This is a genomic window from Vibrio sp. Isolate25, from assembly GCF_022398025.1.
GTDB lineage: Bacteria > Pseudomonadota > Gammaproteobacteria > Enterobacterales > Vibrionaceae > Vibrio > Vibrio coralliilyticus_A.
On sequence record NZ_JAKEUT010000016.1, the window covers coordinates 15001 to 41140 of the forward strand.

Here is a 26140-nt window from a genome sequence, read left to right on the forward strand (position 1 = left end):
ATAAGCTCCATTGTGGCTATGCATCATAATGACAAATGATAAAAAAGCAAAAAGGAGAGCTTTCGCTCTCCTTGGTTTAGTCTTCCCAGACGACAAGCTGTCCTTTCGGCCAGTTGTGGCCGATGTCATGATATTTCTGTTCTAGGACATGACGTTTGATCTTTAACGTCGGAGTAAGAATGCCATTCTCAATACTCCATGGCTCTTTTATCATCAGAACACCTTTGATTTGCTCATGAGATTCCAGCTCCGCGTTCATTCTCTTGATCACTTTGTTTGTTGTTCTTTCATAGCGCTCACGATCAAAATTAGGGAAGTCATGCGGTACAACCAATAGGATTGGTGCCGGTAATCCAAGGCCAATCAAGCACATCATTTCTACACGACTGTACTCAAAGAGTTTTTTCTCGATAGGGACTGGCGCAACAAACTTCCCTTTTGCGGTCTTGAAGGTATCTTTTTTGCGGCCCTGAATGGTTAAGTAGCCGTCACTGTCAATGGAGCCAATATCACCAGTGTGCAGCCAACCTTCAGAGTCAAACGACTCCTGTGTCGCAATGTCGTTCTTGTAATAGCCGGAGAAAAGGCCCTTACCGCGCACCATGATCTCATCATCATCAGCGATTTTTAGCTCGATACCAGGCCCTGCATTACCGACAGAGCCAATCTTGTCGGCTCTAAATGGGTAGTTAAGCGTGCTGTAAGCGAATGATTCCGTCATTCCCCAAGCTTCTGTGATGTTGAGTCCGACGCTGTGATACCAGTTAAGTAGTGCTGGTGAGACTGGAGCAGAACCACAGCCCAGAACACGAGCTTGATCTAGGCCAAGGCCATCAGCCAGTTTCTTCTTAATCAATGAGTTAATGAAAGGTATTTTGAGCAGGATATTGAGTTTCTTCTGAGGTAGCTTGTCTTGAATTCGCTGCTGGAACAGTGTCCATAAACGTGGAACTGAGATGAACAGCGTTGGCCTTTGCATTTTTACATCTTCAATGAAGGTGTCTAGCGATTCTGGGAAAGCGGTTGGAACGCCACCCATGATAGAAGAACCAAAGATATATACTCGCTCAGTAATGTGGGCGAGTGGTAAATAAGAGAATAGGCGGTCATTTTCTTGGATACCAATATGATCGATCAATTGTTGTACTGACCAGCTAAAGGCTCCGTAGGTGAGCATCGCACCTTTTGGTAAACCTGATGTACCTGATGTATAAACCAGCGACATTAACTTATCATCGTAATGCTCAGGTCTTGCCGTACTGGGCTGAGACTGAGCGATTAAATCATTAAAGCTGTGCTGACACTTTGGAGCGGTATCGTAGGGAAGTGCAATACTGATCAGGTTTGGCATTGAATCCAGCACTTGCTGGGTTGCTGCTGCGTCATCGAGCTTGCCTCCTATCAAGGCTTTACTTTCGCTATGAGTGACACAGTACTCAATTGTGTCCGCGCCTGCTGTTGGAAAAATCGGTACACTGACAAAATCACCAAGCATCATCGCTAAATCACAAATAAACCATTCAGCGCAGTTTTTCGAGACTAAAGCAACTTTGTCCCGAGGCTGCAAGCCTAATTCCTGCAACGCAGAAACCAGCTTAAGCGCTTTATCGGCAACTTCTGCGTAGGTAAATTCAACGAATTGACGGTTAATTATTTGTTTTAGATACACTTCATTCGGGCGTTCCTCTGCCCAGCGAAGGATCATTTCATTTGGTGGTGGGAGAGCACAAGTTGTTTTGCTTAACTCGTTAGGCTGAATCATTTTCTAACTCCATGTTATTGGCAAAGTTATGATATTTTTATTGTTAACAGCTTGTTAACTTTAGCACGCAGGGTGAAAGAGAGGGAAGCATAAGAGGATAGTTGAACAGGAACTTGTGACCGTGATGTGAAAACTAGTGAAGTTGCCGATAAATAGCCGGACTGAAGCCCGTTTTCTTTTTAAAAATACGCGCAAAGTAAGACACATCATTGTAGCCACATTGAAAGGCGATGAAGGAAATTTTCTCTTTTCGCTTTTCACTAAGCAGTTGCTTTGCAAGGCTTATTCTTTTTAGTGTTAAATAGTCTCTGAAGCTGACTCCTATCGACTTATGAAAGAACTTAGAAAAATAGGTTACTGAGTAATGACAGTATTCAGCTATATCTTCTTCGCGAATGGTGCGTGATAGGTTTTTATCAATGTATCTAAGAATCTCAACCAGATCTTTACTGATTTTCTTTTGTTCTGCTATAGCGGGAAGTTTATGGATCTCTAAGATCTCTTGGTGCTTGTTAAACTGATAGTGAACTTGCTTACTTAGCTCTTCGACCCAAGGTTTGATTGACTTATCGTTAAGATCGAGTGTTGAAAAGACAACTTCTAATTGCTCGACTTCGGGATCCAAGTGATCGCGATATAACAGAACAAGGTGTTTGTGTAGGTTTTGACAGATCTTTGCTGTAGTCAGAAACAGCGACTCAAAATTCTCTTCGTAGAAAAAAAAACAAAAATCGATGTCTGGCTCACTCAATACTGAAACGTCATAACCATAGTCAAGAAGGTGAAAAAATCTCTCTAATTCTCTCACCGTATCTTTATGAACGTAACTTATTGATTGGCCAAGCCAATATCCCTTATGCAATACATCCACTGAAAGTGCATTCCTAGGTTGTTGTTTTGTGTTCTGTTAATAAGATTAGGTGAGGTCCTGATAATCTCAACTAAGACTTTCCTATCATTTTCACCCTTAACACTATGCCCATTGAGTGTCTTTATTGAGTCTTGTGTATTTTGTTTTTGGGTTTTATGGGATCTGGATCTCCATTTTGTTTTTGTTGGATCTTGTCAAGTATCAAAGTTGATACATGGAAAAAATAAATTTCTGCTCTCGTTTGGGTTTTATCTCTATGGAAAAATTAACTTTATAAAACAATATATTGTGAGGTGTTTTTTTAAATTTATATTAGGGTAAATAATCTAAATTATGACCTAAGTATTATTTTTATTCGCTTTTATTGCTTTTTATTAAGCAAATTTATAGCAAAAAAGTAACAAAGATGAATAAAAAAATCCTAACTCTTATTCGATCAAGTATCTAAATTAAAGATTAAGCGAGGCAGCTTACATGTACTTTTAGAAAGGAGACTGGTCATGAATAAAGTACTAACCAATATCAAAGCATTTCTTAAGGATGAAGAAGGTTTAACGGTCGTTGAATACGTTGTCGGTGCAGGCCTTCTTGTTGCGGGTTTAACGGGGATTTTTACCACCTTTAGTGACACGCTAACAACTCAGCTTGGCACTATCTTTACTGCAGAAGAATAGTCTGAGCATATTGATGATTACGACCCATGGCTTTAGCCGTGGGTTATTTGTGCGTTTGTCGAAGGAGAATGGCATCGTGAACAATATAAAACGCTTTTTAGAAGATGAAGAAGGCCTGACTGTGGTGGAATATGTGGTTGGGGCTGGCCTTATTGTGGTGGGATTTGCTGGTTTGTTTGTTGCATTTAGAGGAATACTTACCACTGAGTTTGCGTCACTATTTAGTTAGTGGATGAGATCGCAGGAGCGGTTAAATGAATTTACTTATATGGATTGTATTATTTGCTGTAGCCGTCTCCGATGCGAAAGAACATCGTATACCTAATGCTTTGTTATTAGCTATTATTGGCTTGGTTTTTATCAACAAAGCTTTTTTCCTTCAAGATATTTCCCTTCTATTTTGGTCATTTATTACTGGTATTACTTGCTTTACTTGTGCGCTACTTCTTTACTTTTTAAAAGTGATGGCGCCTGGAGATGTAAAACTTTTGGGTGTGGTTGGTTTCTGGTTAGGAAGCGAACATATTACTCAGGCGATATTTTGGATTGCAGTGTCAAGCGTAGTGGTGGGTGCTTTCTATGCGTTATTGCGAATAGCGGAATCCCCAGAAAAAGCGAAGGCCATATTTAATAAATACTCTCTTCTTGCTATGTATGGTGAATCTGGTTCGAAAGTTGTAGGTGGCTCGTTCAAAAGGAAGATGAGCGACCATTACAGAATGCCATTTGCTCCAGTCGTTGTGTTAGGAATTGCAATTTATTTTTATTTTTTGAATTAATGACAAGGAGTCATTATGGTTCAGGTTACGTCTCCAATACGACATAGAACTGAGCTCACTCCGCAAGCTCCGGAGCCTCCGGTCCCAACCACTTTCGACGACTTGGGAATACCTAAAGCTGTGGTCGAAAACCTTGTTATCAAGCATATCGCTGCCTACCCCAAATCAGACATTCTTCAACTCACGAAACTCCTGTGTATCAACAGTCATTTGATTGAAGATATGATCGCATCTCTGAGAGCGAAATCTTTGGTTGAAGTGTTTCAGGCAGCCTCTAGCTCTTTTTCGGTTCAGACCAGTGGTCATGTGCGCTATGGCTTATCCGAAGCGGGGATGCAAGAAGCAGATACCGCTTTCGTTAAGGACGCATACTTGGGGCCGGTTCCAGTATCGCTGAATGCATACAGTGAGATGGTCACTGCCCAGGATGTAAGAGCGCAGATGGTCAATCGGGATGATGTCGAATACGCGCTATCCGATGTGCTGGGTGCTCACCGAATGGTTGGAGTATTAGGCCCAGCGATCAATTCTGGTCGTGCACTGCTTCTCTATGGCAGTGCGGGTTCTGGTAAAACGTTTGTCGCGACGAAGATTCTCAACTCTTTGAATACCTCTATTTATGTACCTTACTCGGTGTTTGCTGCAGGTAACATCATCAAAGTATTCTCGCCGCAACATCACAAACGCGTTCGCAGTGATGAAATTCATTCCATTACTTTCAAAGAGCATTTTGATCGCCGTTGGGCATTGTGTGAGAGGCCAAGTATCCAAGTCGGTGGTGAACTGACCATGGATATGCTGGAGGTCAATCACAGTGAACACAACAAAGTTTGGATGGCACCATTACAAATGATGGCAAACAACGGCATCTTTATTATCGATGATTTAGGTCGCCAGCCTATGCCTGTTGATACCTTGCTCAACCGTTGGATCGTGCCAATGGAATATTTTTATGACTACCTCAATCTTCCTAATGGTCAGCAGATCAGTATTCCATTTATCCTCACTCTGGCATTTTCTACGAACTTGGATCCGGAAAAGATCAGTGACCCGGCATTTTTACGTCGCTTAGGGTACAAAATCCAATTTGGGCCGTTATTAGAAGAGGAATACAGAGAGCTGTGGGGAATCATTTCTAAATCGAAAGATCTGTCCATTGGGGATGGATGCTTTGACACATTATTTGACTTACATCGTCAGCATAACGTGGGCTTTTATCCTTGTTTGCCCAAGGACATAGTCGGTATCAGCCGAGATATCATCATTTTTGAAGAAGTAGAACCCGTTATCTCCCCTGAAATAGTAAGCCGCGCGTGGGAAGTGTATTTCACTGCTGATGGCAAGGGAGGAGGTGATCGATGAGTCGCAATCAGGTGATTTTACTTTTTTTACTCTCTATTGCATTTGGTTTAGGCGCCGTATTTTTTGCTAAACAGTGGATGGATAGACAAATGCAACCTCAGACAGAAGTCGAGGTGGTGGAAAGGGAGCCGGTGATTGTCAGTACGCAGGAAATTTTAGCGGGGAGTGTGATTGAAGAACAACACATCACCACCAAGCTGCTTGAGAAAGCATGGCGTGATGAGTTCCAGTTTTCTAACGCAGAAGATTTAGTTGGCCAAGTGGTGGCCACCAATATCTACCCGGGAGAGATTGTAACTACTCACCGTTTGGCTAGGCCTGGAGAAGGGTCAACCTTAGCGTCGTTAATCCCAGAGAATAAACGAGCCGTGACCATTCGAGTGAATGATGTTATCGGTGTGGCTGGGTTCCTACTGCCAGGGAATAAAGTCGATGTACTGAACACGATCAAATACAGTTCGACATCGGCCTCGACGGTGACGGTTCTGAAAGAGATTAAGGTGTTGGCTGTTGACCAGACAGCAAAAACCAAAGAGAACAAGCCGATTATTGTTCGCGCGGTGACGTTAGAAGTGTCACCAAGAGAAGCAGAGAAACTACTCTCTGCTCAGAGTAAAGGCGAAATTCAGCTTGCTCTACGTAATCCTCACGAAGAAGAAAAAGTCGTCAAACGCTACGTTGCACCCAGTGTCACCATTATCAAAGGCACCGAATCTCGCAACATCAGAGTCAAGGACTGAGGTGAACCATGCGAAATCTAATAATTCTAATCTCCTTATTGTGTTTTAGTGCAGCTGGTACCCATGCGGCAACCCAGTCAAGTAAGGCTGTTCTAGTTCCGCATCATAAATCTACTCACGTGACGTTAGCCGGAAAAGCTAAGCGAGTGTCGTTGGGTGATCCGGAAGTACTGGATATCGTGATGCTGAAATCTGATGAAGTGTTCTTGATTGGTAAAAAGCTCGGCTCAACCAACTTAATGGCTTGGGATAGCCGAGGACGGTTGATCGAATCGATTAATATTGAGGTGACGCATGATCTCAATAGCTTGAAAGCGAAGCTGTTTGAGTTTTTACCGGATGAAGAGATCAAAGTGCACAGTGCTCAAAACCGTCTGATCTTAAGTGGGCAAATCAGCAATCAAGCGGCAATGAACATTGCATTGAGAGTGGCGGAAACTTACGCTGCGGGTGAAGAAGTTGACAAACAGACGGTCTCATTAAGCAAACAAGTGGATAAAACGGGTGTCATCAACCTAATGACTATTGGTGGTGCTCAGCAAGTCATGCTGGAAGTCACCGTCGCTGAAGTTCAAAGAAGCTTAGTACGTAAGTTTGATGCGAATTTTCACTTCTTTCAACAAAGCGGTGACTTCGGTTGGGGAGGAACCTCTGCTGGTGGGAGTATTGGTGATACTGGCAGCGGCGTGATTGGTCCCATTCTGAATAACCCCGCAATCGATAGTACGGGTTTATTGGGCACTTTCATTGATGGCAATACCTTATTCACTTTTGCCCTTGATATTGCCAAGCAAAACGGGACGGCGAAAGTGTTAGCTGAACCAAACTTGACTGCATTAAGTGGTGCTAAAGCCGAGTTCCTAGCGGGGGGAGAGTTCCCAATCCCTGTACCAGATGATGATGGTATTACTATTGAATACAAAGAGTATGGGGTTGGGCTGAAGTTTATTCCGACCGTACTCACAGACAAGAAAATTAACCTCAACCTTGCTATTGATGTCAGCGAAATTGCTAATACATCCTCGTTAACACTCAGCCCAGACCTGACTAATACCACCTACGTTATTCCTCCGATTACGAGACGAAGCGCCTCTTCGACACTGGAATTAGCGGATGGTCAAACCATAGGTATTGCAGGCCTTATTAGTGAAAACGTCAGAGATATTGTCGGAGAAATGCCCGGCTTTAGTGATATTCCCATCCTAGGCCAAATGTTTAACAGTCAAGAGTATATTTCGGGTGAAACTGAACTGGTTATTTTAGTCACCCCAAGGCTGGCAAGGCCGGTGGACCGTAATAAAGTGTCGCTACCCACAGACTCCTTTGTGGAGCCGAACGACTTTGAGTATTACTTGCTAGGTCGCGGTGCATATATTTCTCCAGATAGCCCTCACCAGACCCACCAAGTCAATGATGAAAGTTTTATTGATCACTCAAAAGGTGGCACTGAAGGCATATTTGGTCACAGCTTATAGGGACGATTAGCATGAATAATAATCTATTAATCATTAGTGTTTTTTGCTCATCATTATTGCTCTTAGGTTGTGTTAATAATGCTGAAAGGTTAGGGGCTCATGTTGCGAAATTGCAAACGGAGCAAACCTATAATTTGAATGCCACCCGAGACAACTTGGGTGTGATTCCAACGGGCAGTGGTGAACGAATGGAAGGTGCCTATCAGGTTTATACCGGTAAGCAGGATATGGATCTGGAAGGTACCGACAGTCAATTTGTTGAAGAAGGGCAAAGTAAGTAGCCCTTGAGGAAACCACTATGAATTTGGCAAGGCGATGCCGGGGAACGCCAAACCGGCAAAGAGGCTTAGTATTAGTCATGGTGACTGTTGCAATGCTCGCTTTGATGGGAGTTGCAGCTTTATCTATAGATGTGAACCACGCGATTCTAAACAAGACACGCTTACAAAATAGTGTTGACGCAGCAGCGCTGGCCGCCGCAATTGTGATGGATAGCGAAGGGACTAACGCCGATGCCACATCAGCTGCGAATACTACTCTGAGTAATATGGCTGGAGCGACCGGTAACGATGAGATGGATTTCTCCTCTGCCAGTGTTTCGATTGAATATTCTAATGATCCCGCTATTTTTCCTCAGGCAAGCTACAACGCTAACTTAGATACCTATGTCCGTGTCACAATCAGCACTTACCCACTCGACAACTTTTTTGCCAGTATTTTTGGGGTTAATAAGCAACTCGGAGCGAGCGCGGTTGCAGGACCTAGCCCAGGAGCAGATGCTGTCAATGTTGTGCCTATGGCGGTATGTGAAGGTGATGATGGCGGCTCATCGGGCTATACGTCAGGAGATTTGTATGCTCTCAAGTTGGCTGATCAAAAACTAAGCTCCATGGGGAGTGGTAATTATCAACTTTTGGACTTTGGTTCAGGTGCAAGCACAGTAAGAGAAGGATTAGCTGGAAAGTATGTGGGAAGCGTTGCCATCGGCGATACTGTGACAACCAAGCCGGGTAATTCTGTCGGGCCTGTCGGGCAAGGTTTGAATACGCGTTTGGGGATTTATAGTGGGGGGGGTGTTTCTTCAAGTGATTACCCACCTGATATATATGTCAGAGAGCCAGCAACACCAGCAACTGCAGACAGTGATGGCAATATTACTTATACCGATACCAGCGGCGCAGGCGGGACGCCATGGGGCTATGAGGATTATCAAGATGCTCTTCCTGACTGTACAGGGGATGCTGACTGTCGAATCGCGTCTGGAGGTCAGCATGACAGAAGAATACTGGTTGTTCCTATAGTTGACTGCTCTTCTGCAAGTGGTGGTACAAGCTCATTTACGGTCACTGCCCTTGGGTGCTTTTTTATGCTTCAAGAAGCACCATCAAACAATGGTAGTAAACAGCCAGTGATTGGTGAATATCTTGAAGACTGTTCTGCCAGAGGAGGCAATCCAGGTCAGAACTCTAGTAGTGATGGGCCTTACCTCATTGTGTTGTATAAAGATCCGAGTGGGGAGGAGTCATGATGCATCCCAACTACTCGACGAAAAAACTGAGACAAAGGGGCTTAGCAGCCGTCGAGATGCTGATTGCCGTCCCTGTCTTGATGATGGTCTTAATGTCGATTACCGAGTTCGGTAACGCATTTATCCAATACGCAACGCTAAATAAGATGGCGCAGAGTGGCGTTCGCTATGCAACAGCAGGAGTGACTGGGACGGCGACCTACGACCAAATCGCTGATGTTGATGAGATAAAAAATATGGTCGTGTACGGCCATACAGGAACGGGTTCCATATCGTTGATGTCTGGTATCAGCACGTCAGATGTTGTCGTTAATCACTCTAGTGGTTATGTCACTATTACGATCAATCATACCTATACCCCGATTATCTCTGGCTTTAGTTCCACCATTAACTTTAATGTGCCGCTTAATGCCTCAGCCATGATGAGGACGGCGCCATGAAGCTGCAAAAAGGGGTCACCATCATAGAGTTTACCTTAGTGTCGACGACGTTATTACTGCTCATTTTTGCTGTAATTGAAGTCGGGCGCTATGTCTATTCACTACAAGTGATGAATGATATGACTCGGGTCGCGGCGAGACTGGCAGTGGTATGCCGAGTTCAAGACCAAAATGATATTCCAGCTTTAGCTTTATCTGACAATGCCCCTGTGGGGTTCACCGCCGCTAACTTAACGGTGGAGTATCTTGATGCTTCGGGAAATGTCGTGACAGGAACTCTGACAGATAACGATGTGTTTTCTACAATTGAATATGTAAGAGCAAGAGTTGTCGATTTTGATTATCAATTTACGGGCTTGCTGAGCTTTGTCAGCTTAACGGGGTTGTTAGCCGTACCAGAATTCGAGACAACACGTCCAAGAGAAAACTTAGGTCATCATCGAGAGACGCCGACAAATCCAACCAATAGCACGGATTGTTAGGAGAGGCTTATATGGGAGAGGCGGTTAAGCTAACACCGAATGGAGATAGTCCAATCCGATTAAAAACGAGCTTAACAGTTTGGGTATTTTATTCGTCTGATGCTTTTCATCTACACATCAGTCACGAGCTATCAAAATGCCAAAGCATCAGTTTCGAAATGATTTCATTTCATGGGTTGGTGGTGAGCAATTTGTCTCATTTTGCACCGCCGGACCTTATTTTTGTCGAGACTGGGCCTAACTGGGCGCAGAAAATTGTTGAGCTACAGCAGTTTGAAGCACCTGAATCCCATGATACTGGGCATGATGCATCGCTGATCGTTTTTGGTAATGAGAGTGACAATGGAGCCTTGAAAATCGCTTTGCGAATAGGCGCCACAGACTTTATGTCTGACAAAGCCACGCTTGAAGAACTTGTACCGCTTTTAAAAAATATCGCTGAAGAAAAAGTGGCCAGCCGCCACTTAGGTGAATTACTGGTGTTTATGAATACCAAAGGGGGCGCTGGTGCCTCTATGCTGGCACTCAATACGGCGATTACGATAGCGAAAAGGCACCCAGATGAAGTGTTACTACTCGATCTTGATATGCAGTTTGGTGTGATTGAAGATTACCTGAATGTTAATAGCACTTATGGCCTCGCTGATGCCATCGCCAATGTGTCTGACTTGGATGAAGTCTCCTTAGGTAGCTTAGTCACCAAGCATGAATCTGGTTTGCATGTAATTGGTTTCAAAAGAGAAAGTAGTCACGATAATTTTGAAAAAGCCCATCATATGAATAAGCTCATTCCGCTATTGAGAGAGCGTTATCCTTATGTGATTGTGGATTTATCTCGAGGTTTAGACCGATTGTTTGCTTCGGTGATCTCCCCAGCAACAAAGATATTTTTGATTACCCAGCAAAATTTAGTCGCGATTAAAAATACCACTCAAATTCTGAAATTACTGACATTCGAATTTGGTGTATCCAAGGAACAGATGGAAGTAGTAGTTAATCGATATGAGAAGCGTCAGTCAATCAAACTCAAAGATGTTAAAGATACCGTAGGTAATATAGAAGTTCATACCGTACCTAATGAGTTTAAGGTGGCTATCGAAAGTGCCAATCTTGGTCGCCCATTTATTCAAGCTAAGAAAAGCAGCTCAATCGCTAAGTCTGTCAGAAAATTCGCCAACACCTTATTACCCGACCAAGACGTCAAAAAAGGTTGGTTTAAAAAGCTATTTTCATAGTTGGCATTGTGCATAAAAGGGACGCTTTATGTTTTTTAAAAGAAAAAATATAAACCCAGAACTACAGCAAAAAGTTGCCGAAGCAGAAGAAACGCAGAAACCACTGCAACAAGAACTTACCCCAACGGTCACTGTAGACGTTCAGGTAAATACGGAAGTGGCCGAAACCTTTCAAGAAAGACGAAAGTTAGAAGCTGAAGCGAAAGAACATGCTGTTGAAGAGGCGAAGAAGCAACTTGAGCAAGAATTAGCGGTTAAGCACTATTATCATCAAAGGTTGCTTGAAACTCTCGACTTAGGACTATTGGCAAGCCTTGAAAAAGACAGAGCCAGAAGAGAGCTCCACGATGCCATTGTTCAGTTAATGGCGGACGATCAAACGCATGCTTTAAGTGCCGAAGGCCGTAAGCGTGTGATACAGCAAATTGAAGATGAGGTGTTTGGTTTGGGTCCTTTGGAGCCACTGCTCAAGGATCCAACCGTTTCCGATATTTTGGTCAATGGCCCTAAACATGTCTTTGTTGAACGAAGGGGTAAGCTTGAGTTAACGCCCTATACGTTTCTCGATGAGCGTCATTTGAGAAACATCATTGACCGAGTAGTCAGTCAGGTTGGTCGACGTATCGATGAAGCTTCCCCTATGGTCGATGCTCGTTTAATTGATGGCTCTCGTGTGAATGCCATTATCCCGCCATTAGCGCTTGACGGTTCATCCGTCTCCATACGCCGCTTTGCGGTGGAAAAGCTCAATATGGACAACCTGCTGAACTTTAATTCTCTATCACCGGAAATGGCCAAATTTGTCGAAGCCGCTGTCCGAGGGGCGATGAATGTACTCATCTCAGGTGGTACCGGTTCAGGAAAAACCACCACACTAAACATCTTCTCTAATTTCATTCCATCTGATGACCGTATTGTGACTATTGAAGATTCCGCGGAGCTACAGCTTCAACAGCCACATGTGGTGCGGTTAGAAACGCGACCTGCCAACCTGGAAGGTAAAGGTGAGATTACTCAGCGAGATTTGGTAAAAAACTCCTTACGTATGAGACCAGATAGAATTGTGCTTGGGGAGGTGCGGGGAGCGGAAGCGGTAGACATGCTAGCGGCCATGAATACTGGTCACGATGGCTCTTTGGCAACCATTCACGCTAACACTCCTCGCGATGCCCTTTCTCGGGTTGAAAATATGTTTGCGATGGCAGGCTGGAATATGTCTGCCAAGAACCTCAGATCTCAGATTGCTTCTGCGATTCATCTTGTCGTTCAAATGGAGCGTCAGGAGGATGGTAAACGTCGTATGGTCAGTATTTGTGAAATCAATGGCATGGAAGGCGAGATTATTACCATGTCTGAAATCTTTAAATTCCAGCGAAAAGGGATGGACGAAGAAGGCAACGTCATTGGTTACTTTACGGCCACTGGCGTTGTTCCTCAATGCCACGACCAATTGGCTAAAAAAGGGATGCACTTGCCGTTTGATATTTTTAATGAGTCTTACTCATAAGGAGGGGAGTCATGACGCAGGATGCCACGTTATTTTTCATACTATTATTCTTTGCGGTTGTTTTCATATCGCAGGCACTGATCCTTCCCGCTGCGGGGAGTAAGGCGAAACATAAGGAACTTTCAGACCGACTGAGGGAATCGCAGTCAAAGCTGGATGAAGAAGCACGTTCCTTACTTCAGGAGCACTATCTCAAGAGTTTGACCCCACTTGATAGAAAGCTCGTTAAAGTCGAAGTGTTTTCCTCGCTTAAGAAGATGATTGAGCTTTCAGGCTATGACTGGAGTTTAACTCAAACCTTAATGGTGACGTCGATTTTGTCGGTGTGTGCTTTTTTTATCGTCTTGCTAATTGGTCAGCCCATTTACGTTGGTGCCGCGGCAATTGTGGGGGTTTGGGTGTGTCTTTACTTTTGGCTCAACAAGAAGATTTCAGATCGACTCGCTGCGTTTGAGGAGCAACTCCCTGAAGCTCTAGATATTATGAGGCGTATGTTGCAAGCCGGTCAGCCCGTGACGCAGGCATTCAGTGAGGTTGGGAACGAGATGCCAGCCCCGATTGGTATTGAGTTTAAGAATACCTTTAACCTTCTTAATTATGGCTATGACATGCGTATGGCGATCATGCAGATGGCAGAACGGACACCTACGGTTTCCATGTTGGCATTTTCCAGTGCGGTGTTATTACAGAAGGAAACTGGGGGGAACCTGTCGGAAAACCTTGAAAAAGTATCCAAAGTGCTACGTTCTCGGTTTAAATTGCAGCGAAAAATTAAAACTTTGTCAGCAGAAAGCCGACTGTCTGCTTGGATTTTGGTGTTGTCTCCCTTTGTGTTGTTTATCTTTCTTAGCTTTATCAACCCGGGGTATGTCGAGCCTTTATACACTGATCCAAGAGGCATGACTTTAGTAAGCGGTGGCGTTGTCAGTTTGTTTTTTGGTTCTTTATGGATCCGCAACATCATTAATTTTGAGGTGTAGCATGGAGAACATTTTTGAACAATTCACCACTTATAATCTGGATGAACAAACGGTATTTCTTGGCCTTATTCTTCTTGCGACCATATTGATAGTATTCACTTTGTCTCTGCTGCTTGTAGGGTCTAAATCACCACTGAGAGCCAAGTTAGAGCAGCTCAGAGATTCTACTCGTGCCGACAAACTGAAAAAAGGACGCAAGTTTGATAACACGCTTGAGTCGTTAGCCCCGATGATGAAGCCTTCTAACTCGAAAGAGAGTGAAAGTATTCGTCAAAAGCTGATGCATGCGGGGTATCACGATGCCAACGCACTCACCATTTTTTATGCTTTTAAAGGGATGTCCTTGGTGGTTGGCCTTGGGATGGCGGCTGGTTTTTATTTCCTCGCTCCTGATATGTCGATGTTGAATCTAGCAATGGCGATTAGCGTAGGGGTGGGGTTGTATGCACCCAATATGGCGCTCAACTACAAAGTGGAAAAGCGGCAGAAAAGAATTCGTGGCGGTATCGCTGATGCGCTGGATTTGCTGGTGGTATGTACGGAGTCTGGGCTAGGTTTTAATTCTGCACTGAGAAGAGTCGCTGACGAACTCACTATCTCTCATCCAGACTTTGCCGATGAATTGGATACCGTATGCGTCAAGATCAATGCGGGGATTGAAATGTCAGATGCGTTTGAAGACCTGATTGAACGCACTGGTCTGACTGAAATTGCAGGCTTGGTCACTATGTTGGCTCACGCTTCACGTATCGGTGGTAGCTTGTCGCAAACATTACGTGAATATACGGAAGACTATCGAGATAAAAGAAATCAGGAAGTCGAAGAAATTGCAGCGAAAATCCCAACAAAAATGATTTTCCCATTATTGCTATTTATCTGGCCATGCTTCTTTATTGTTGCGATTGGTCCATCTATGTTGCTGTTCACGTCGACTTTAGGTAACGGGTAATTAAGGAACCAGTTATGAAAGGACTTCATTTTATAATGCTCATTCTGTCTATGATGTTTTTGACCGCTTGTGCATCCAATGAACCAGGTATCGATACCTCGTTATACGAAGGTAAACCGATTGATACGTTATCCTCAGATGAGCCACCAAAAACGGAGCAAGAAGCAATTACGCGCGGTGATACGGCGTTAAGTGCGGGGAACAGTGACTTGGCCCTCTACGAATACATTCGCTCATTATCTTTCGAAAATGGCCAGTATAAGGACAGATCGCTATACAATATCGGCCGAATTCATCAGTCGAGAGGCAATCTGCCTTTAGCGGAAAAAGCATTCTTACTCGCAATCAATGAAAACCCGAATAATATCGAAGTGTTGGAGCAACTTGGCACCATCTACAGCAAGTCGGGTGACTTAGAGTTGGGTAAGAGTTATTTCCTTCGCTCAATTAACGCGGATCAGATCCGCTTCAAGAGCAATAAAACACTGAATGAAAAAGATTTGGTTAAGCCTCAGGAAGTGATTGAGCTTAACGTTGACCAATACTCTCCGGAATACGCTTATATGGGGCTTGGAGTGATTGCGGATTTAGATGCGGAACACAAACTCGCTCAGGCGTTTTATAAACAAGCATTGAGTATAAAGCCAGACTCGATTAAGACGTTGATTAATGTCAGTTACTCTTTTTATATGTCGGGAGATTATCGTAAAGCTCAGCGCTTCGTATTACAGGCATTAAAGCAAGACTCAAGTAACGAGAAAGCATTGAATAACCTCGCACTGATTTATTTGGGGAAAGGGGAGATCACTCGTGCCGTCAATGTATTCTCCAAGCATATGGACAAACCGGAAGCTCTCAACAATGTCGGTTATTTTCTGATCTTACAGGGTAAGCCTGACCAAGCCATTCCCTACTTACAACAAGCCATAGACAGCAAAACCTCCTATTACAAGGTAGCTAATGAAAACCTTGAACGGGCGTTGGCTATGGTCAGAGAAGAAAAGGCGGCAGAAGGGCTTGCTGCGTCAGAATAGTCATAGGGAGAGTTTTCTCTCCCTACTTGGTAAACGAGTGAGCTGGTTTTAAGTGAGGTATCCGCCAGCTACACCCACAATCATGAAGAAGATGACCATCCAAACAATAGGCAGTTTCATCTGCTTGAGTAGATAAAAGCCAACCAGAACCAGTGAAATATCCAGAGGGCTCATAACCGCGCTGGTAAAGACGGGCTGATAGAGAGCAGCGATCAGCAAGCCCACAACGGCAGCATTGACACCGCTTACCGCACCAGACACCTTCGGCATTTGCGATAGCGATTGCCAGTTTTTTAGCACGCCAAGTAGCAGCAAGAAGCCTGGTAAAAATACCCCCAGAGTGGCAATTAATGCGCCTGCCACTGGTGTTTTTGGTAACAACTCATAACCAATGTAGGTTGCAAAGGTAAACATCGGCCCCGGTACGGCTTGAGCAGCAGCGTAGCCTGTAAGGAAAGCATCTTGAGTGATCTGGTCTCCTACCATATTTTGTAGTAAGGGTAAGACAACATGGCCGCCGCCAAATACCAAACTCCCTGCTTGGAAAAAATCGTTGAAGAGCGCGAGGGCTGGCATAATGTGGGTGATGAAAGGCAAGCCCATAAGCAAAGCCACAAAGAGAGCCAGAGGAAGGACAGATGGTTCAAAGCGCTTTGGGACTGTTTGATCTTGTTTTCTGAGGCACATCATACCAATCAATGCGGCAACAAGCAGAATCAATACTTGGGTTGCAATACCGGGTAAGAGTAAAAGGGAAATTGCAGTCACTAAACAGAGGGTTACCGAGACTCTTTCTTTACAGAAGTTTTTGTACATTCCCCATGTCGCATCCGCGACGACAACCACTGCTAAAAGCTTCAGGCCATGAACGATATTTTGGAATAAGGTTGTCTCAGTTAACTGGCTGCTGAGTAGCGCTAGAGTCAGCATGATAAGCACCGATGGTAGCGTAAACCCCAGAAACGCCAAACAGGCGCCGCTCAAGCCACCACGTTTGTAACCGAGAGCAAAGCCAACTTGACTGGAGCCCGGGCCTGGAAGAAATTGACTCAATGCGACAATTTGTGCGTATTCTTCATCGTCGAGCCAATTGAGCTTTTCAACAAAGGTATGACGAAAGTAGCCTATATGAGCAGCCGGACCGCCAAAGCTGATCCAACCTAGCCAGAAAAAGGTTTTAAAAATAGACAACATGGTCTGATTACTCTTAGAACAAATACTGCAGACACTTTAAGAAATGTACTAAAATGACTCAAATTAATAGTTTTAATATTATCTATGAATCAAATGGGATTGAGTGTTAAAGAGTTTAACTGGAAGGGGGTAGACCTCAATCTTTTGGTAGCTTTCCAAGCCTTATATCACAAGCAGAGTGTCAGCCTTGCAGCGCAAGATTGTTATATTAGTCAGTCAGCGATGAGTCATACACTTCAGCGAATGCGGGCATTATTTGATGATCCTTTATTTGAACGTGTAGGGACATGCATGGAACCCACACAGCGAGCCCATGATATGGCTCCAGTTGTTGATCAACTCTTAGCGTGCATTAAAAACGATTTATTGAGTAAGAAAGGCTTTGAAGCTGAAAATTATCAAGGGGTGTGGAAAATCGGACTGACGGATTATGCTGAGCAGCTCTTTGCACCTCGATTATACGATGCGATAAAGAAGGGTTCGCCTCACTCACAGATCAGCTTTTTTAACGTTAACCGGAGCAACTACCAAACCATAGCAGACAGCGAACAGCTTGATGTCATCATTGGCAGTATTGAGAATCCTAATCGTCGTTTCGTATCTCACTATCTCTACTCTGAGCAGCATGTATGCCTGTTTGACCCTATGCCGTTTGACGAGCAAGAGTCTCTCACATTGGAGCAATTTGTTTCTGTGGAACATGCGTTAGTTAGCCCAGATGGTCGACTGGACACCCAGATCGATAAAACGCTGGCTAAAATGGGCCATGAACGAAGAGTGGGCGTGGCATCGAGACACTTTTTGACCATAAGAAGGCTACTGATTGGGCGTAAGATGCTCTGTATTGTGCCGAAAAGGTTTGCTGAATTAGACATAGACAACCACAGATTAAAAGCGGTGCCAGCTCCTTTGGAGGTCCCAGACTTCGACATTAAGCTATTGTTTCTTAGTGCCAATCAACATGAGGAGAAAAGTATTTGGCTGCGTAGCATCGTTACACGTGTTGTGAAGTAGTGCTTTGTTGATGTCGGTTTTGTAGCCACCCAATCAGCTTCCAAATTACGATTGTCAAAATAAAGCTCAGGTATCCGTCGATGGCGTAATGCCACGCGAGATGGACTGAGCCAATTTGTATGGCTAACGCATAGCTCCACATGACGACCCCTAGTTTCCTATTGTATCGATAAGCGGCCAGCGCCATGGCGACAGCGATGGCCACATGCATACTCGGCATTGCAGAGATCCCACCACCGATCCCCGGTGTATCGCTTGAGTACATTTGCCAAAGTGTGTCTTGCACATTCAATGCCCATAAGCCGAACCAGCCACTTTGAATCAGTTGTTGATGTTGCATCTCAAGCTTTTGCATCAATGGCTCATATTGCAATGCGCTTGGATCCAGCAAATGAAGATAGCAAGGCCCTGCAGAAGAAAGAAGAATCGCCCCTACTCCCCCAATGAGCAGCCAACTGGTCAGAAACGTAATAAGAAACTGAGTCCGTAACTGTGCTAAATCGCGCCGAACGATGAAAAACAGTACGGCTCCCCACATTAGCAGAAACCAAAGGTGGTACAGAAAATTCAGCAGACTTGTTGCAAGTGCGCTACTGAAGATAGTGTGTGTCAGTTCCCAAGGGGAGTAACCGAAGTGAAGCCACTTGTCGATCTGATAGAAAAGCACATCGTATTGAAAGGGGTTAATGTCGGGAATGAGTGGTTTTAGAAAGGTATAACTAGAGAACGTCAAGTTCAGTGCCAACACCAACAACATAAAACTGACGGCTTTAGATAAAGGTTGGAATAACCCTTTAATGGCTTGGAGAAAGTGAACCAAAGGATGTGGTGCTTTCCGGTAAAGCAGAATGACAAAATAAATGCTTGCCCAAACTAAAAAGGAGACATAGCAGACTTGGAGTAATGTCGCGAGGTAGATGAAAGGATTGAAGTCAAACTTGGCGTCACTACCGAGCAAAAAAGACAGCGCGTATAAAAGTAGGGTTGTGACAAATACATACCCATAAAGCACTCTATCCTGATGAAGAGTCGTTTTGATATGCTGCCATTGTGAATGGGGAGAAGTCTGAGTCAAAGGTTTCATTAAAATGAAGGTCTTATTGCTCCTACACTTAAGTGTAGAGCAACTCTCTCAGAGGTGAATGAGATCTCCGCTGTCTGTTTATCTTTCTATATTACGGCTTATTGTTAGCGGCCTCTTTCCATCACACGCCCCTTTTTCCAATTGGTTGATGGGGTTGGCATCCTTCCATCCCCAGCGATGATCTTCGCGACTGAGCTTACGATACTGGGTCGGTGTGACTTCCATATAACGGCGAAAGGTATCATAAAAGCGGCTGATCGAGTTGAAGCCGACCGTCAGAGAAATATCGAGAATGGTACGTTCGGTGTCGCTGAGTAAGGCGCGAGCATGGTTAATGCGCATGGCCGTGATGTACTGCTTTATCGTCATTTGCATGGTGCGCTGAAAGATGGTCATGGCGTAATTGGCGTGCAAGCCAGCATAATCAGCGACTTTCTGAGCGGTGAGGGGAGTGTTGTGATGTGTTGCGATGTATTCCAGCATTTGGCTGACATAAAACTGTGAGTGTTTAGAAGTGCCGCTTTTCGTCGCTTTGTCTGCTCGGCTCGTTAAAATTTGTTGCCAGCCATCAAGACATACTCGTTTTAGCATCAGGCCGATCTCATCCGTCACGAGTTGTTGACGACTCTCTGATGGATGTTGATTTTCATCCACCCAACGAGCTATCTCGAACTCACTAATTAAACAGCAGGAGTCAGACTGTAATACCGCTCCATGTGTCAGTTGATTGACCAGAACCCGACTCAAAGGCCACGACATAAAGTGATGGACGGGAATGTTGATGATTGCCATGTTGTGGCTTATTCCGGGGTTGGTTAAGCGGTGGGGAACCGAAGCCCAAAACAAACCAATACTGCCATTGCGTAGTGTAATGGGAGTACCATTTATCATGTATTCGACGTTGTCACCAAATGGGATGTTCACTTCAATTTGGCCATGCCAGTGATACCCGGGCATGGCATGAGGAGCGCGTAGTTCTACGTCAATCCTCTCATGAGAAGAGTAAAGTGATAAAGGGCTAACAGAGACACATTCTGAAGAGTATCTCTCTTGCGGTGCGACAGATAATAAGTCATCAGATTGTGGCATCTTGACTCCTTACGAAATGGTAGTGAGCTGTTTGTAACAGAGCAGAGTTTGGTAAAAAGAGAGGTAGCTCAAACGTTGATAAAATAGCGAATTTCATATTTAAGAACGGAACCTAGCTAACATTTCTCTGTTATTGCTGGCCGCATTAGGATTGGAGAGCTCAATTAATCCGGAAAATACCTAAAAGAATCCTACTTCGTTAGTTTTTGTTAACTCGGTTGATAAATATTAGGAATTGAGAGAGTGATGTGTTGAACCGAGACGACTTAGTTATAGATGAGTCAGTAATGTGTGCTCATAACTAAGACCTAGCAATAAGGATCCTACGAGCATGAACAGTCCAAAAATCACTTTCATTGGTGCCGGTTCCACCATCTTTGTCAAAAACATTCTTGGTGATGTTTTTCATAAGCCCGCTTTAAGAAATGCACACGTTGCATTAATGGATATTGACGAAATTCGCCTTGAAGAATCGCATCTCGTCGTCAGTAAGTTGATGAATTCTGTAGGTGCCACGGGCACCATCTCTTGTCACCTTAATCAGAAAGAAGCATTGCAAGACGCTGACTTTGTTGTCATCGCATTTCAGATTGGGGGGTATGAGCCTTGTACCGTGACAGATTTTGAAGTGTGTAAGCGCCACGGGTTAGAGCAAACTATCGCTGACACCTTAGGGCCAGGCGGAATTATGCGTTCATTGCGGACTATTCCTCACTTGTGGAGTGTGTGTGAAGACATGAAACAAGTCTGCCCGGATGCCACCATGCTCAACTATGTCAACCCAATGGCGATGAATACCTGGGCTATGTACGAAAAGTACCCAGAGATTAAGCAGGTCGGCCTGTGTCACTCCGTGCAGGGGACGGCGGAAGAGCTAGCTCGCGATCTGGATTTGGATTACGCTGACTTGCGTTATACCTGTGCCGGTATCAACCATATGGCCTACTACCTGACTTTGGAGAAGAAGGACGAGCAAGGTAATTATGTTGATATCTATCCGGAGTTGTTGGCCGCCTTTGAACGAGGAGACGCACCTAAACCGAGCCTGCATCATGGTGGTCGCTGTACCAATTTAGTTCGCTACGAAATGTTTAAGAAGTTGGGCTATTTTGTCACGGAATCTTCAGAACATTTTGCCGAATACACACCTTACTTTATCAAACCCAATCGACCAGATCTGATTGAACGTTACAAAGTGCCTATTGATGAGTATCCAAAACGTTGTGTAGAACAAATTGCCGCGTGGAAACAAGATCTGGATGACTATAGACAAGCCGAGAATATCACGGTGAAAGAATCTCAAGAGTACGCGAGTACCATTATGAACTCTATTTGGACCGGCACGCCAAGCGTGATTTATGGCAACGTTAAAAATGAAGGCTTAATTGATAACCTGCCGCAAGGGTGTTGTGTCGAAGTCGCGTGTTTGGTCGATGCGAATGGCATCCAGCCAACCAAAGCAGGGCGCTTACCAAGCCACTTAGCCGCCTTGATGCAGACCAATATCAATGTTCAGACTTTGCTGACAGAGGCGATTTTAACGGAAAATCGTGAACGCATTTACCATGCAGCGATGTTAGATCCACATACTGCAGCCGTGTTAGGGATTGATGAGATCTATGCGCTGGTGGATGACTTAATCACTGCGCATCAGGGCTGGCTCCCTGAATGGATTTATCAATAAAAATAAGAATATCCCCTTCAATAACGTGAATCATACACGCTCCCAGTGATGGGAGCGTTAAGGAGCAAACATGAGTATTTCGATGAGCACCAAACTCAGCTATGGGTTTGGTGCATATGGTAAGGACTTCGCCATCACAATTGTCTACATGTATCTGATGTTTTACTACACAGATGTGGTCGGTATCTCGGCTGGTATTGTAGGCACTATCTTCTTGGTGGCTCGGATCTGGGATGCGGTGAATGATCCCATCATGGGTTGGATTGTGAATAACACGCGCAGTCGCTGGGGGAAATTTAAACCTTGGATTCTGATTGGCACTTTAGCCAACTCTGTGGTGTTGTATATGGTGTTCAGTGCTCATTTAATTGACGGTCCATGGCTTATCGCTTACGCCGCTATCACCTATATTCTTTGGGGGATGACCTACACCCTAATGGACATTCCATTCTGGTCCTTGGTCCCGACGCTCACTATTGACAAGCGAGAACGTGAAGAGCTAGTACCTTTCCCAAGGTTCTTTGCCAGCTTAGCATGGACAGTGACCGCTGCGATCGCCATGCCATTCATTAACTATGTTGGTGGCGATGATAACAAAGGCTTTGGTTTTCAGATGTTCACCTTGCTATTGATCGTTTGTTTCCTGATTTCCACTTTTGTTACGCTACGTAATGTTAAAGAGCGTTATTCAAGCACTCAGCTTAATAACGCTCAGCCTGAGAAAAAAGTCTCACTGAAGAAAATGTTGTCGTTGATCTATAAGAATGATCAACTCAGTAGTCTGCTTTGTATGGCACTTTCGTACAATTTAGCCGCCAACATTATTACAGCTTTTGCTGTGTACTACTTTACCTATGTCATTGGTGATGAAAGCTTATTTCCTTACTATATGGCATACGCCAGTATTGCTAATTTGATTACTCTTGTCTTGTTCCCTAAATTAGCTCAGTGGTTCTCCCGCCGTGTACTTTGGGCCTGTGCATCTGGCTTCCCAATCATTGGTAGTGCTGTACTCATCTATATTGGAATGAACGATACTCAAAGTGTATGGCTTATCTCAACGGCAGGTGTCTTCCTGCAAATTGGTACTGCGCTGTTCTGGGTACTTAACGTCATCATGGTGGCAGATACAGTGGATTACGGTGAAGTGAAGTTAGGGGTACGCTGTGAGAGCATTGCTTATGCCGTGCAAACTCTGGTTGTGAAAGCGGGTTCAGCATTTGCTGCGTTTTTCATCGGTATTGCTTTAACTGCTGTGCATTACGTGCCCAATGTTGAACAGACGCCAGAGACCATTTTTGGTATGCAGTGCATCATGATTGGATTACCAAGCTTGTTCTTCGCGATTGCCCTGATCATGTATTTCCGCTACTACAAGCTTAATGGGTCATATCAGCAGCAAATTCAGCAGCAGTTGATGGAAAAATACGAGGGGCTCGATAAAGAAGAGTCCGGTGAAGCTCTGCCTTCCTCTCATCAGCCCAAGCCTATTCAGGCGTAATGGATTCAGCCCTTTGACTCGAAGGGCTGCTTCTCTAATTTTTACTATCCCATTGCAATAGGGAGATTTACAAGATGAAACACACTGTAGTTGCCAGCATGATCCTAGGATCTTTGGTCAGCGGAATTGTGGCTGCGAATCCTCACTCTACAGCTATCCTGACTTCGACGAAAAGCCAAAACATCCTCGTTAACTCAGGCTTTGAAGATAACGGCTTAGGTTAGCATTACTGGTTTGCCAACATCAAAGATGACCAAGCGTTCGATGGCCAGTATCGAGGCAGAATCGCCATTGGTGCAGGGCATAGCATCAGCCAGACCGTCACTATACCTGAAACTGGCGTTTATCAGTTATCGGTCCAGGCTATTAGCCCATCCAACGATGCTCGCGTAGAACTGACTAACCTTGCTGATGAGCCTTTTTTGAGCAAAAAACTGAAAAAAAGCCATGACTATAAACACAATAAGGTTAACCAAATTCCGCTTGAGAAAGGCGAACGGATAAAGCTGCGCTTTACTGGTACGGACGCAGGCAGTGTCAGTATTGATCAGGTTGAACTGGTAAAAAGCAATACGTCTAAGCCGCCACACTTTAACCAAGTTATTGATTTTGAAACGCAAGGGCAGGTGGGTGAGAGCATAATCGACAAAGAACTTAAAACCATAGAGTTTGAATTGCCGTACGCGAGTGACTTGTCCAGCGTGGTCATTACTAAATTAGGTGTCTCTCAAGGCTCTCAATCGTCAGTCGAACCAGGGGATGTATTGGATTTTACCCAGCCAGTAGACATCGAACTTAGCGACGAAAAAGGACAGGTAGAAAAATGGCAAGTGCAGGCACGGGTGAAAGCCAAGCAAGTGATGGTTTCTTCTTCCAATACCAAGTTGCAGGAGTCATTTGATTGGGCGATGGAGAAAACACGTCAGTTTGTGATGACAGGGCAGCACGACTTGATCAACCGTGATGAAAATAATAACGATGGTACGGGCAGTGCCGATTATTTGCCTTCCTACTGGGCGGGTTATTTTGACCGTACCGCTTTCTACTCACGCGATTTTCTCCATCAGTCAGCAGGCGCCAAGCTAGCAGGGCTGGAACGAGAAAATTTTGCCATGTTCAAAACCTTCGCTAAGCACTCTACTGAGTCGAGAAAGTGGTACACCCTATGGGCGATCAACTTTGATGGCAGCCCACACTTGATTGATTACGAAGATGACGACTGGTTTGTGCGAGAAGTTCCGGCCCAGTTTGAATTTCTTGAGAAAGCTTGGGAGCAATATCTGTGGACGGGAGACCGACGTTATATTGAAGATAAAGACTTGTGGCGCTTTTACACTAAAGTGATGACGGACTATATCGCATTGCATGATGATCAGGATCCGAATGGGATTGCGGAAGGTTATGGTGGCATCTTTGAAGGGTCGGCGACCTATAACGAACGGGGAGAATTCCCGATTGAAGCGGGAGATGGGATTGGTTCTCAGTATCAAGCAACCGTCGCTTATGCGGCGATGCTCAATGCCAGAGACGAATACAACGCATCTCGTGAGTGGCAGCAAAAAGCACAACAATTAAAAGACTTCTTTAATCAGCAGTGGAGTATTGCTGATCCAGAAAAGCCTTTAGATAACTACGTCAATATCGTGCAAAAGGATGGATTGAGACTGAATGATTTCGGCAAAGAAAACAGTTGGTTTATGCCGATGAAGTTGATTACGGAGCCGGGTGAGCGTAATGACCGCTATTTAGACTTTATCGCGCAAAGTCTTGGAGATGGAATTGGTTCAACACCGGATGCACCAAACAACATTGAAGCCTACAGTTACATTCCAGAGACCTATTTTCCATACAATCGTAATGAGGAAGCATGGAAGTGGATGCAGTACATTATGGACATGAAGGACTTGCCTCACGAACGCCCTACTCAAGGCACTAATGGGGACTATCCAGAGATCTCGTTTACGTTTATTGCCAATACCATTGAGGGGCTCATGGGCGTGAAACCAAATGCGGCAGATAGCCATGTGATCACGGCGTCTCATCTAACTGAGGATATTGATTGGCTAGCGGTGGACTATTTGCCTATCGGTGAGCATGAAGTAGCTCTGCGTCATGTTGGTACGAACAAGTCGACACTGACAAATAACAACCATAAGCCGCTTACATGGGAAGCGTGGTTCTATGGTGAGCACTCCACCTTGCTGGTTAATGGCAAACCCGTTCAAGCAAAGCACAAAGTAGTGAATGGCTTGCAGGTGAGTTATGTACAGGTCGAGGTCTTGGGGAAAGAATCTCATACCGTGTCTAAAGGTCGTTAAGTGAATGACCTACTGAATGTAAGGGCGCTCTTGAGCGCCTTTTTTAGTTATCCCCTTGGCGAAAAAGATCAAACTCTCATGCCGAGGTTGTTATCAAATAATGGCTATATGATGACAGGGGAAATATGTGAGTAAAATTTTTTAAACTACACTTGTGATAACGTTTACCTAAAATTGGCCGCTGTGTCCTGTTTGTCGCTATACACTGCGACGAAGTGATGTTGTTGCTTTTTCGACAGAATGGATTTTTTTGATCTGCTGGCTTGGTATTCGAGCTTCTCTGCAATTTCCAGAATTCTATGTCTGGTTTCTTTTTTGACGTTTAAGGTTGGATAATCATTCTGGACTCAGGAAACAGTCGCCAGTGAGACACCTGATTAAACCGCAATATCTTGTAATGTAGTTATGTGTTGTGTTCCATTGGCATGCCCAGTTTCC

Annotated in this window: 23 protein-coding genes and 2 pseudogenes; 19 read left to right on the forward strand and 6 right to left on the reverse strand. The window is 44.5% G+C overall.

Features of this window, described 5'->3' with window-relative positions:
- Positions 1 to 76: 76 nt before the first annotated feature.
- Together L1D15_RS19210 and L1D15_RS19215 are read right to left on the reverse strand one after the other, a co-directional pair.
- On the reverse strand, positions 77 to 1762 hold the full coding sequence (locus tag L1D15_RS19210) for an AMP-binding protein (RefSeq protein WP_239876716.1): 1686 nt from the start codon (positions 1760 to 1762) through the stop codon (positions 77 to 79).
- 133 nt (positions 1763 to 1895) lie between these two features.
- On the reverse strand, positions 1896 to 2633 hold the full coding sequence (locus L1D15_RS19215) for an AraC family transcriptional regulator (RefSeq protein WP_239837401.1): 738 nt from the start codon (positions 2631 to 2633) through the stop codon (positions 1896 to 1898).
- A 500-nt stretch (positions 2634 to 3133) separates the two neighbouring features.
- Between L1D15_RS19215 and L1D15_RS19220 the strand changes: the two genes are divergently transcribed.
- The 15 genes from L1D15_RS19220 to L1D15_RS19290 all read left to right on the forward strand — a co-directional run bounded on the left by L1D15_RS19220 (position 3134) and on the right by L1D15_RS19290 (position 15818).
- Positions 3134 to 3307 (forward strand): Flp family type IVb pilin, encoded by a 174-nt coding sequence (locus L1D15_RS19220; protein WP_239876717.1) that lies wholly within the window; start codon positions 3134 to 3136, stop codon positions 3305 to 3307.
- A gap of 76 nt (positions 3308 to 3383) precedes the next feature.
- Positions 3384 to 3536 carry a hypothetical protein gene (locus L1D15_RS19225; RefSeq protein ID WP_239837403.1) on the forward strand — a complete coding sequence of 51 codons (153 nt, stop codon included), beginning with the start codon at positions 3384 to 3386 and terminating at the stop codon, positions 3534 to 3536.
- Positions 3537 to 3561: 25 nt separating this feature from the next.
- Positions 3562 to 4086 carry an A24 family peptidase gene (locus L1D15_RS19230; protein ID WP_239876718.1) on the forward strand — a complete coding sequence of 175 codons (525 nt, stop codon included), beginning with the start codon at positions 3562 to 3564 and terminating at the stop codon, positions 4084 to 4086.
- A gap of 15 nt (positions 4087 to 4101) precedes the next feature.
- On the forward strand, positions 4102 to 5448 hold the full coding sequence (locus L1D15_RS19235; RefSeq protein ID WP_239876719.1) for an AAA family ATPase: 1347 nt from the start codon (positions 4102 to 4104) through the stop codon (positions 5446 to 5448).
- The gene (gene cpaB / locus L1D15_RS19240; protein WP_239837406.1) at positions 5445 to 6188 is read left to right on the forward strand and encodes a Flp pilus assembly protein CpaB; all 744 of its coding nucleotides are present in this window, start codon (positions 5445 to 5447) and stop codon (positions 6186 to 6188) included. The genes L1D15_RS19235 and cpaB overlap by 4 nt, the downstream gene beginning before the upstream one ends.
- 8 nt (positions 6189 to 6196) lie before the next feature.
- Positions 6197 to 7663, forward strand: coding sequence for a type II and III secretion system protein family protein (locus L1D15_RS19245; protein WP_239876720.1), 1467 nt, complete (start codon positions 6197 to 6199; stop codon positions 7661 to 7663).
- Positions 7664 to 7674: 11 nt separating this feature from the next.
- Positions 7675 to 7944, forward strand: coding sequence for a hypothetical protein (locus L1D15_RS19250; RefSeq protein ID WP_239837408.1), 270 nt, complete (start codon positions 7675 to 7677; stop codon positions 7942 to 7944).
- A 17-nt stretch (positions 7945 to 7961) separates the two neighbouring features.
- Complete coding sequence (locus L1D15_RS19255; protein ID WP_239876721.1) at positions 7962 to 9191, forward strand: Tad domain-containing protein; 1230 nt, start codon at positions 7962 to 7964, stop codon at positions 9189 to 9191.
- Complete coding sequence (locus L1D15_RS19260; protein ID WP_239876722.1) at positions 9188 to 9631, forward strand: TadE family protein; 444 nt, start codon at positions 9188 to 9190, stop codon at positions 9629 to 9631. The genes L1D15_RS19255 and L1D15_RS19260 overlap by 4 nt, the downstream gene beginning before the upstream one ends.
- Positions 9628 to 10113 carry a TadE/TadG family type IV pilus assembly protein gene (locus tag L1D15_RS19265; protein ID WP_239876723.1) on the forward strand — a complete coding sequence of 162 codons (486 nt, stop codon included), beginning with the start codon at positions 9628 to 9630 and terminating at the stop codon, positions 10111 to 10113. The genes L1D15_RS19260 and L1D15_RS19265 overlap by 4 nt, the downstream gene beginning before the upstream one ends.
- 11 nt (positions 10114 to 10124) lie before the next feature.
- A complete protein-coding gene (locus tag L1D15_RS19270; RefSeq protein ID WP_239876724.1) occupies positions 10125 to 11348 on the forward strand; it encodes an AAA family ATPase in 1224 nt (407 codons plus the stop codon).
- A gap of 28 nt (positions 11349 to 11376) precedes the next feature.
- Entirely contained in the window at positions 11377 to 12855 is a 1479-nt protein-coding gene (locus L1D15_RS19275) for an ATPase, T2SS/T4P/T4SS family (protein ID WP_239876725.1), read from the forward strand.
- Positions 12856 to 12866: 11 nt separating this feature from the next.
- Positions 12867 to 13835 (forward strand): type II secretion system F family protein, encoded by a 969-nt coding sequence (locus tag L1D15_RS19280; protein ID WP_239837414.1) that lies wholly within the window; start codon positions 12867 to 12869, stop codon positions 13833 to 13835.
- Between the two features lies 1 nt (position 13836).
- Positions 13837 to 14784, forward strand: coding sequence for a type II secretion system F family protein (locus L1D15_RS19285; protein ID WP_239876726.1), 948 nt, complete (start codon positions 13837 to 13839; stop codon positions 14782 to 14784).
- A 14-nt stretch (positions 14785 to 14798) separates the two neighbouring features.
- Positions 14799 to 15818, forward strand: coding sequence for a tetratricopeptide repeat protein (locus tag L1D15_RS19290; RefSeq protein WP_239876727.1), 1020 nt, complete (start codon positions 14799 to 14801; stop codon positions 15816 to 15818).
- Between the two features lie 48 nt (positions 15819 to 15866).
- On the opposite strand, the gene chrA is transcribed toward L1D15_RS19290, so the two are convergent.
- Positions 15867 to 17012 (reverse strand): chromate efflux transporter, encoded by a 1146-nt coding sequence (gene chrA, locus L1D15_RS19295; RefSeq protein WP_239876728.1) that lies wholly within the window; start codon positions 17010 to 17012, stop codon positions 15867 to 15869.
- A 93-nt stretch (positions 17013 to 17105) separates the two neighbouring features.
- On the opposite strand from chrA, the gene L1D15_RS19300 reads away from it, so the two are divergent.
- Entirely contained in the window at positions 17106 to 18026 is a 921-nt protein-coding gene (locus L1D15_RS19300; protein WP_239876729.1) for a LysR family transcriptional regulator, read from the forward strand.
- Here the strand turns inward: L1D15_RS19300 and L1D15_RS19305 are convergent.
- Together L1D15_RS19305 and melR are read right to left on the reverse strand one after the other, a co-directional pair.
- Positions 18007 to 19110: a phosphatase PAP2 family protein gene (locus tag L1D15_RS19305; RefSeq protein ID WP_239876730.1), complete on the reverse strand. Its 1104-nt coding sequence runs from the start codon at positions 19108 to 19110 to the stop codon at positions 18007 to 18009. The two genes, L1D15_RS19300 and L1D15_RS19305, sit on opposite strands and share 20 nt — an antisense overlap.
- A 78-nt stretch (positions 19111 to 19188) precedes the next feature.
- A complete protein-coding gene (gene melR, locus L1D15_RS19310) occupies positions 19189 to 20199 on the reverse strand; it encodes a transcriptional regulator MelR (protein WP_239876731.1) in 1011 nt (336 codons plus the stop codon).
- Positions 20200 to 20530: 331 nt separating this feature from the next.
- On the opposite strand from melR, the gene L1D15_RS19315 reads away from it, so the two are divergent.
- From L1D15_RS19315 to L1D15_RS19325, 3 genes and pseudogenes are all read left to right on the forward strand, one after another.
- Positions 20531 to 21883: an alpha-glucosidase/alpha-galactosidase gene (locus tag L1D15_RS19315; protein ID WP_239876732.1), complete on the forward strand. Its 1353-nt coding sequence runs from the start codon at positions 20531 to 20533 to the stop codon at positions 21881 to 21883.
- Positions 21884 to 21953: 70 nt separating this feature from the next.
- Positions 21954 to 23384, forward strand: a complete 1431-nt coding sequence (gene melB, locus L1D15_RS19320) for a melibiose:sodium transporter MelB (RefSeq protein ID WP_239876733.1) — start codon at positions 21954 to 21956, stop codon at positions 23382 to 23384.
- A 74-nt stretch (positions 23385 to 23458) separates the two neighbouring features.
- A pseudogene (locus L1D15_RS19325) lies at positions 23459 to 25702 on the forward strand (hypothetical protein).
- Between the two features lie 185 nt (positions 25703 to 25887).
- Here L1D15_RS19325 and L1D15_RS19330 read toward each other — a convergent pair.
- Positions 25888 to 26067 (reverse strand): annotated as a pseudogene (locus L1D15_RS19330) (LacI family DNA-binding transcriptional regulator); the annotation flags it as partial.
- Between the last annotated feature and the right edge of the window lie 73 nt (positions 26068 to 26140).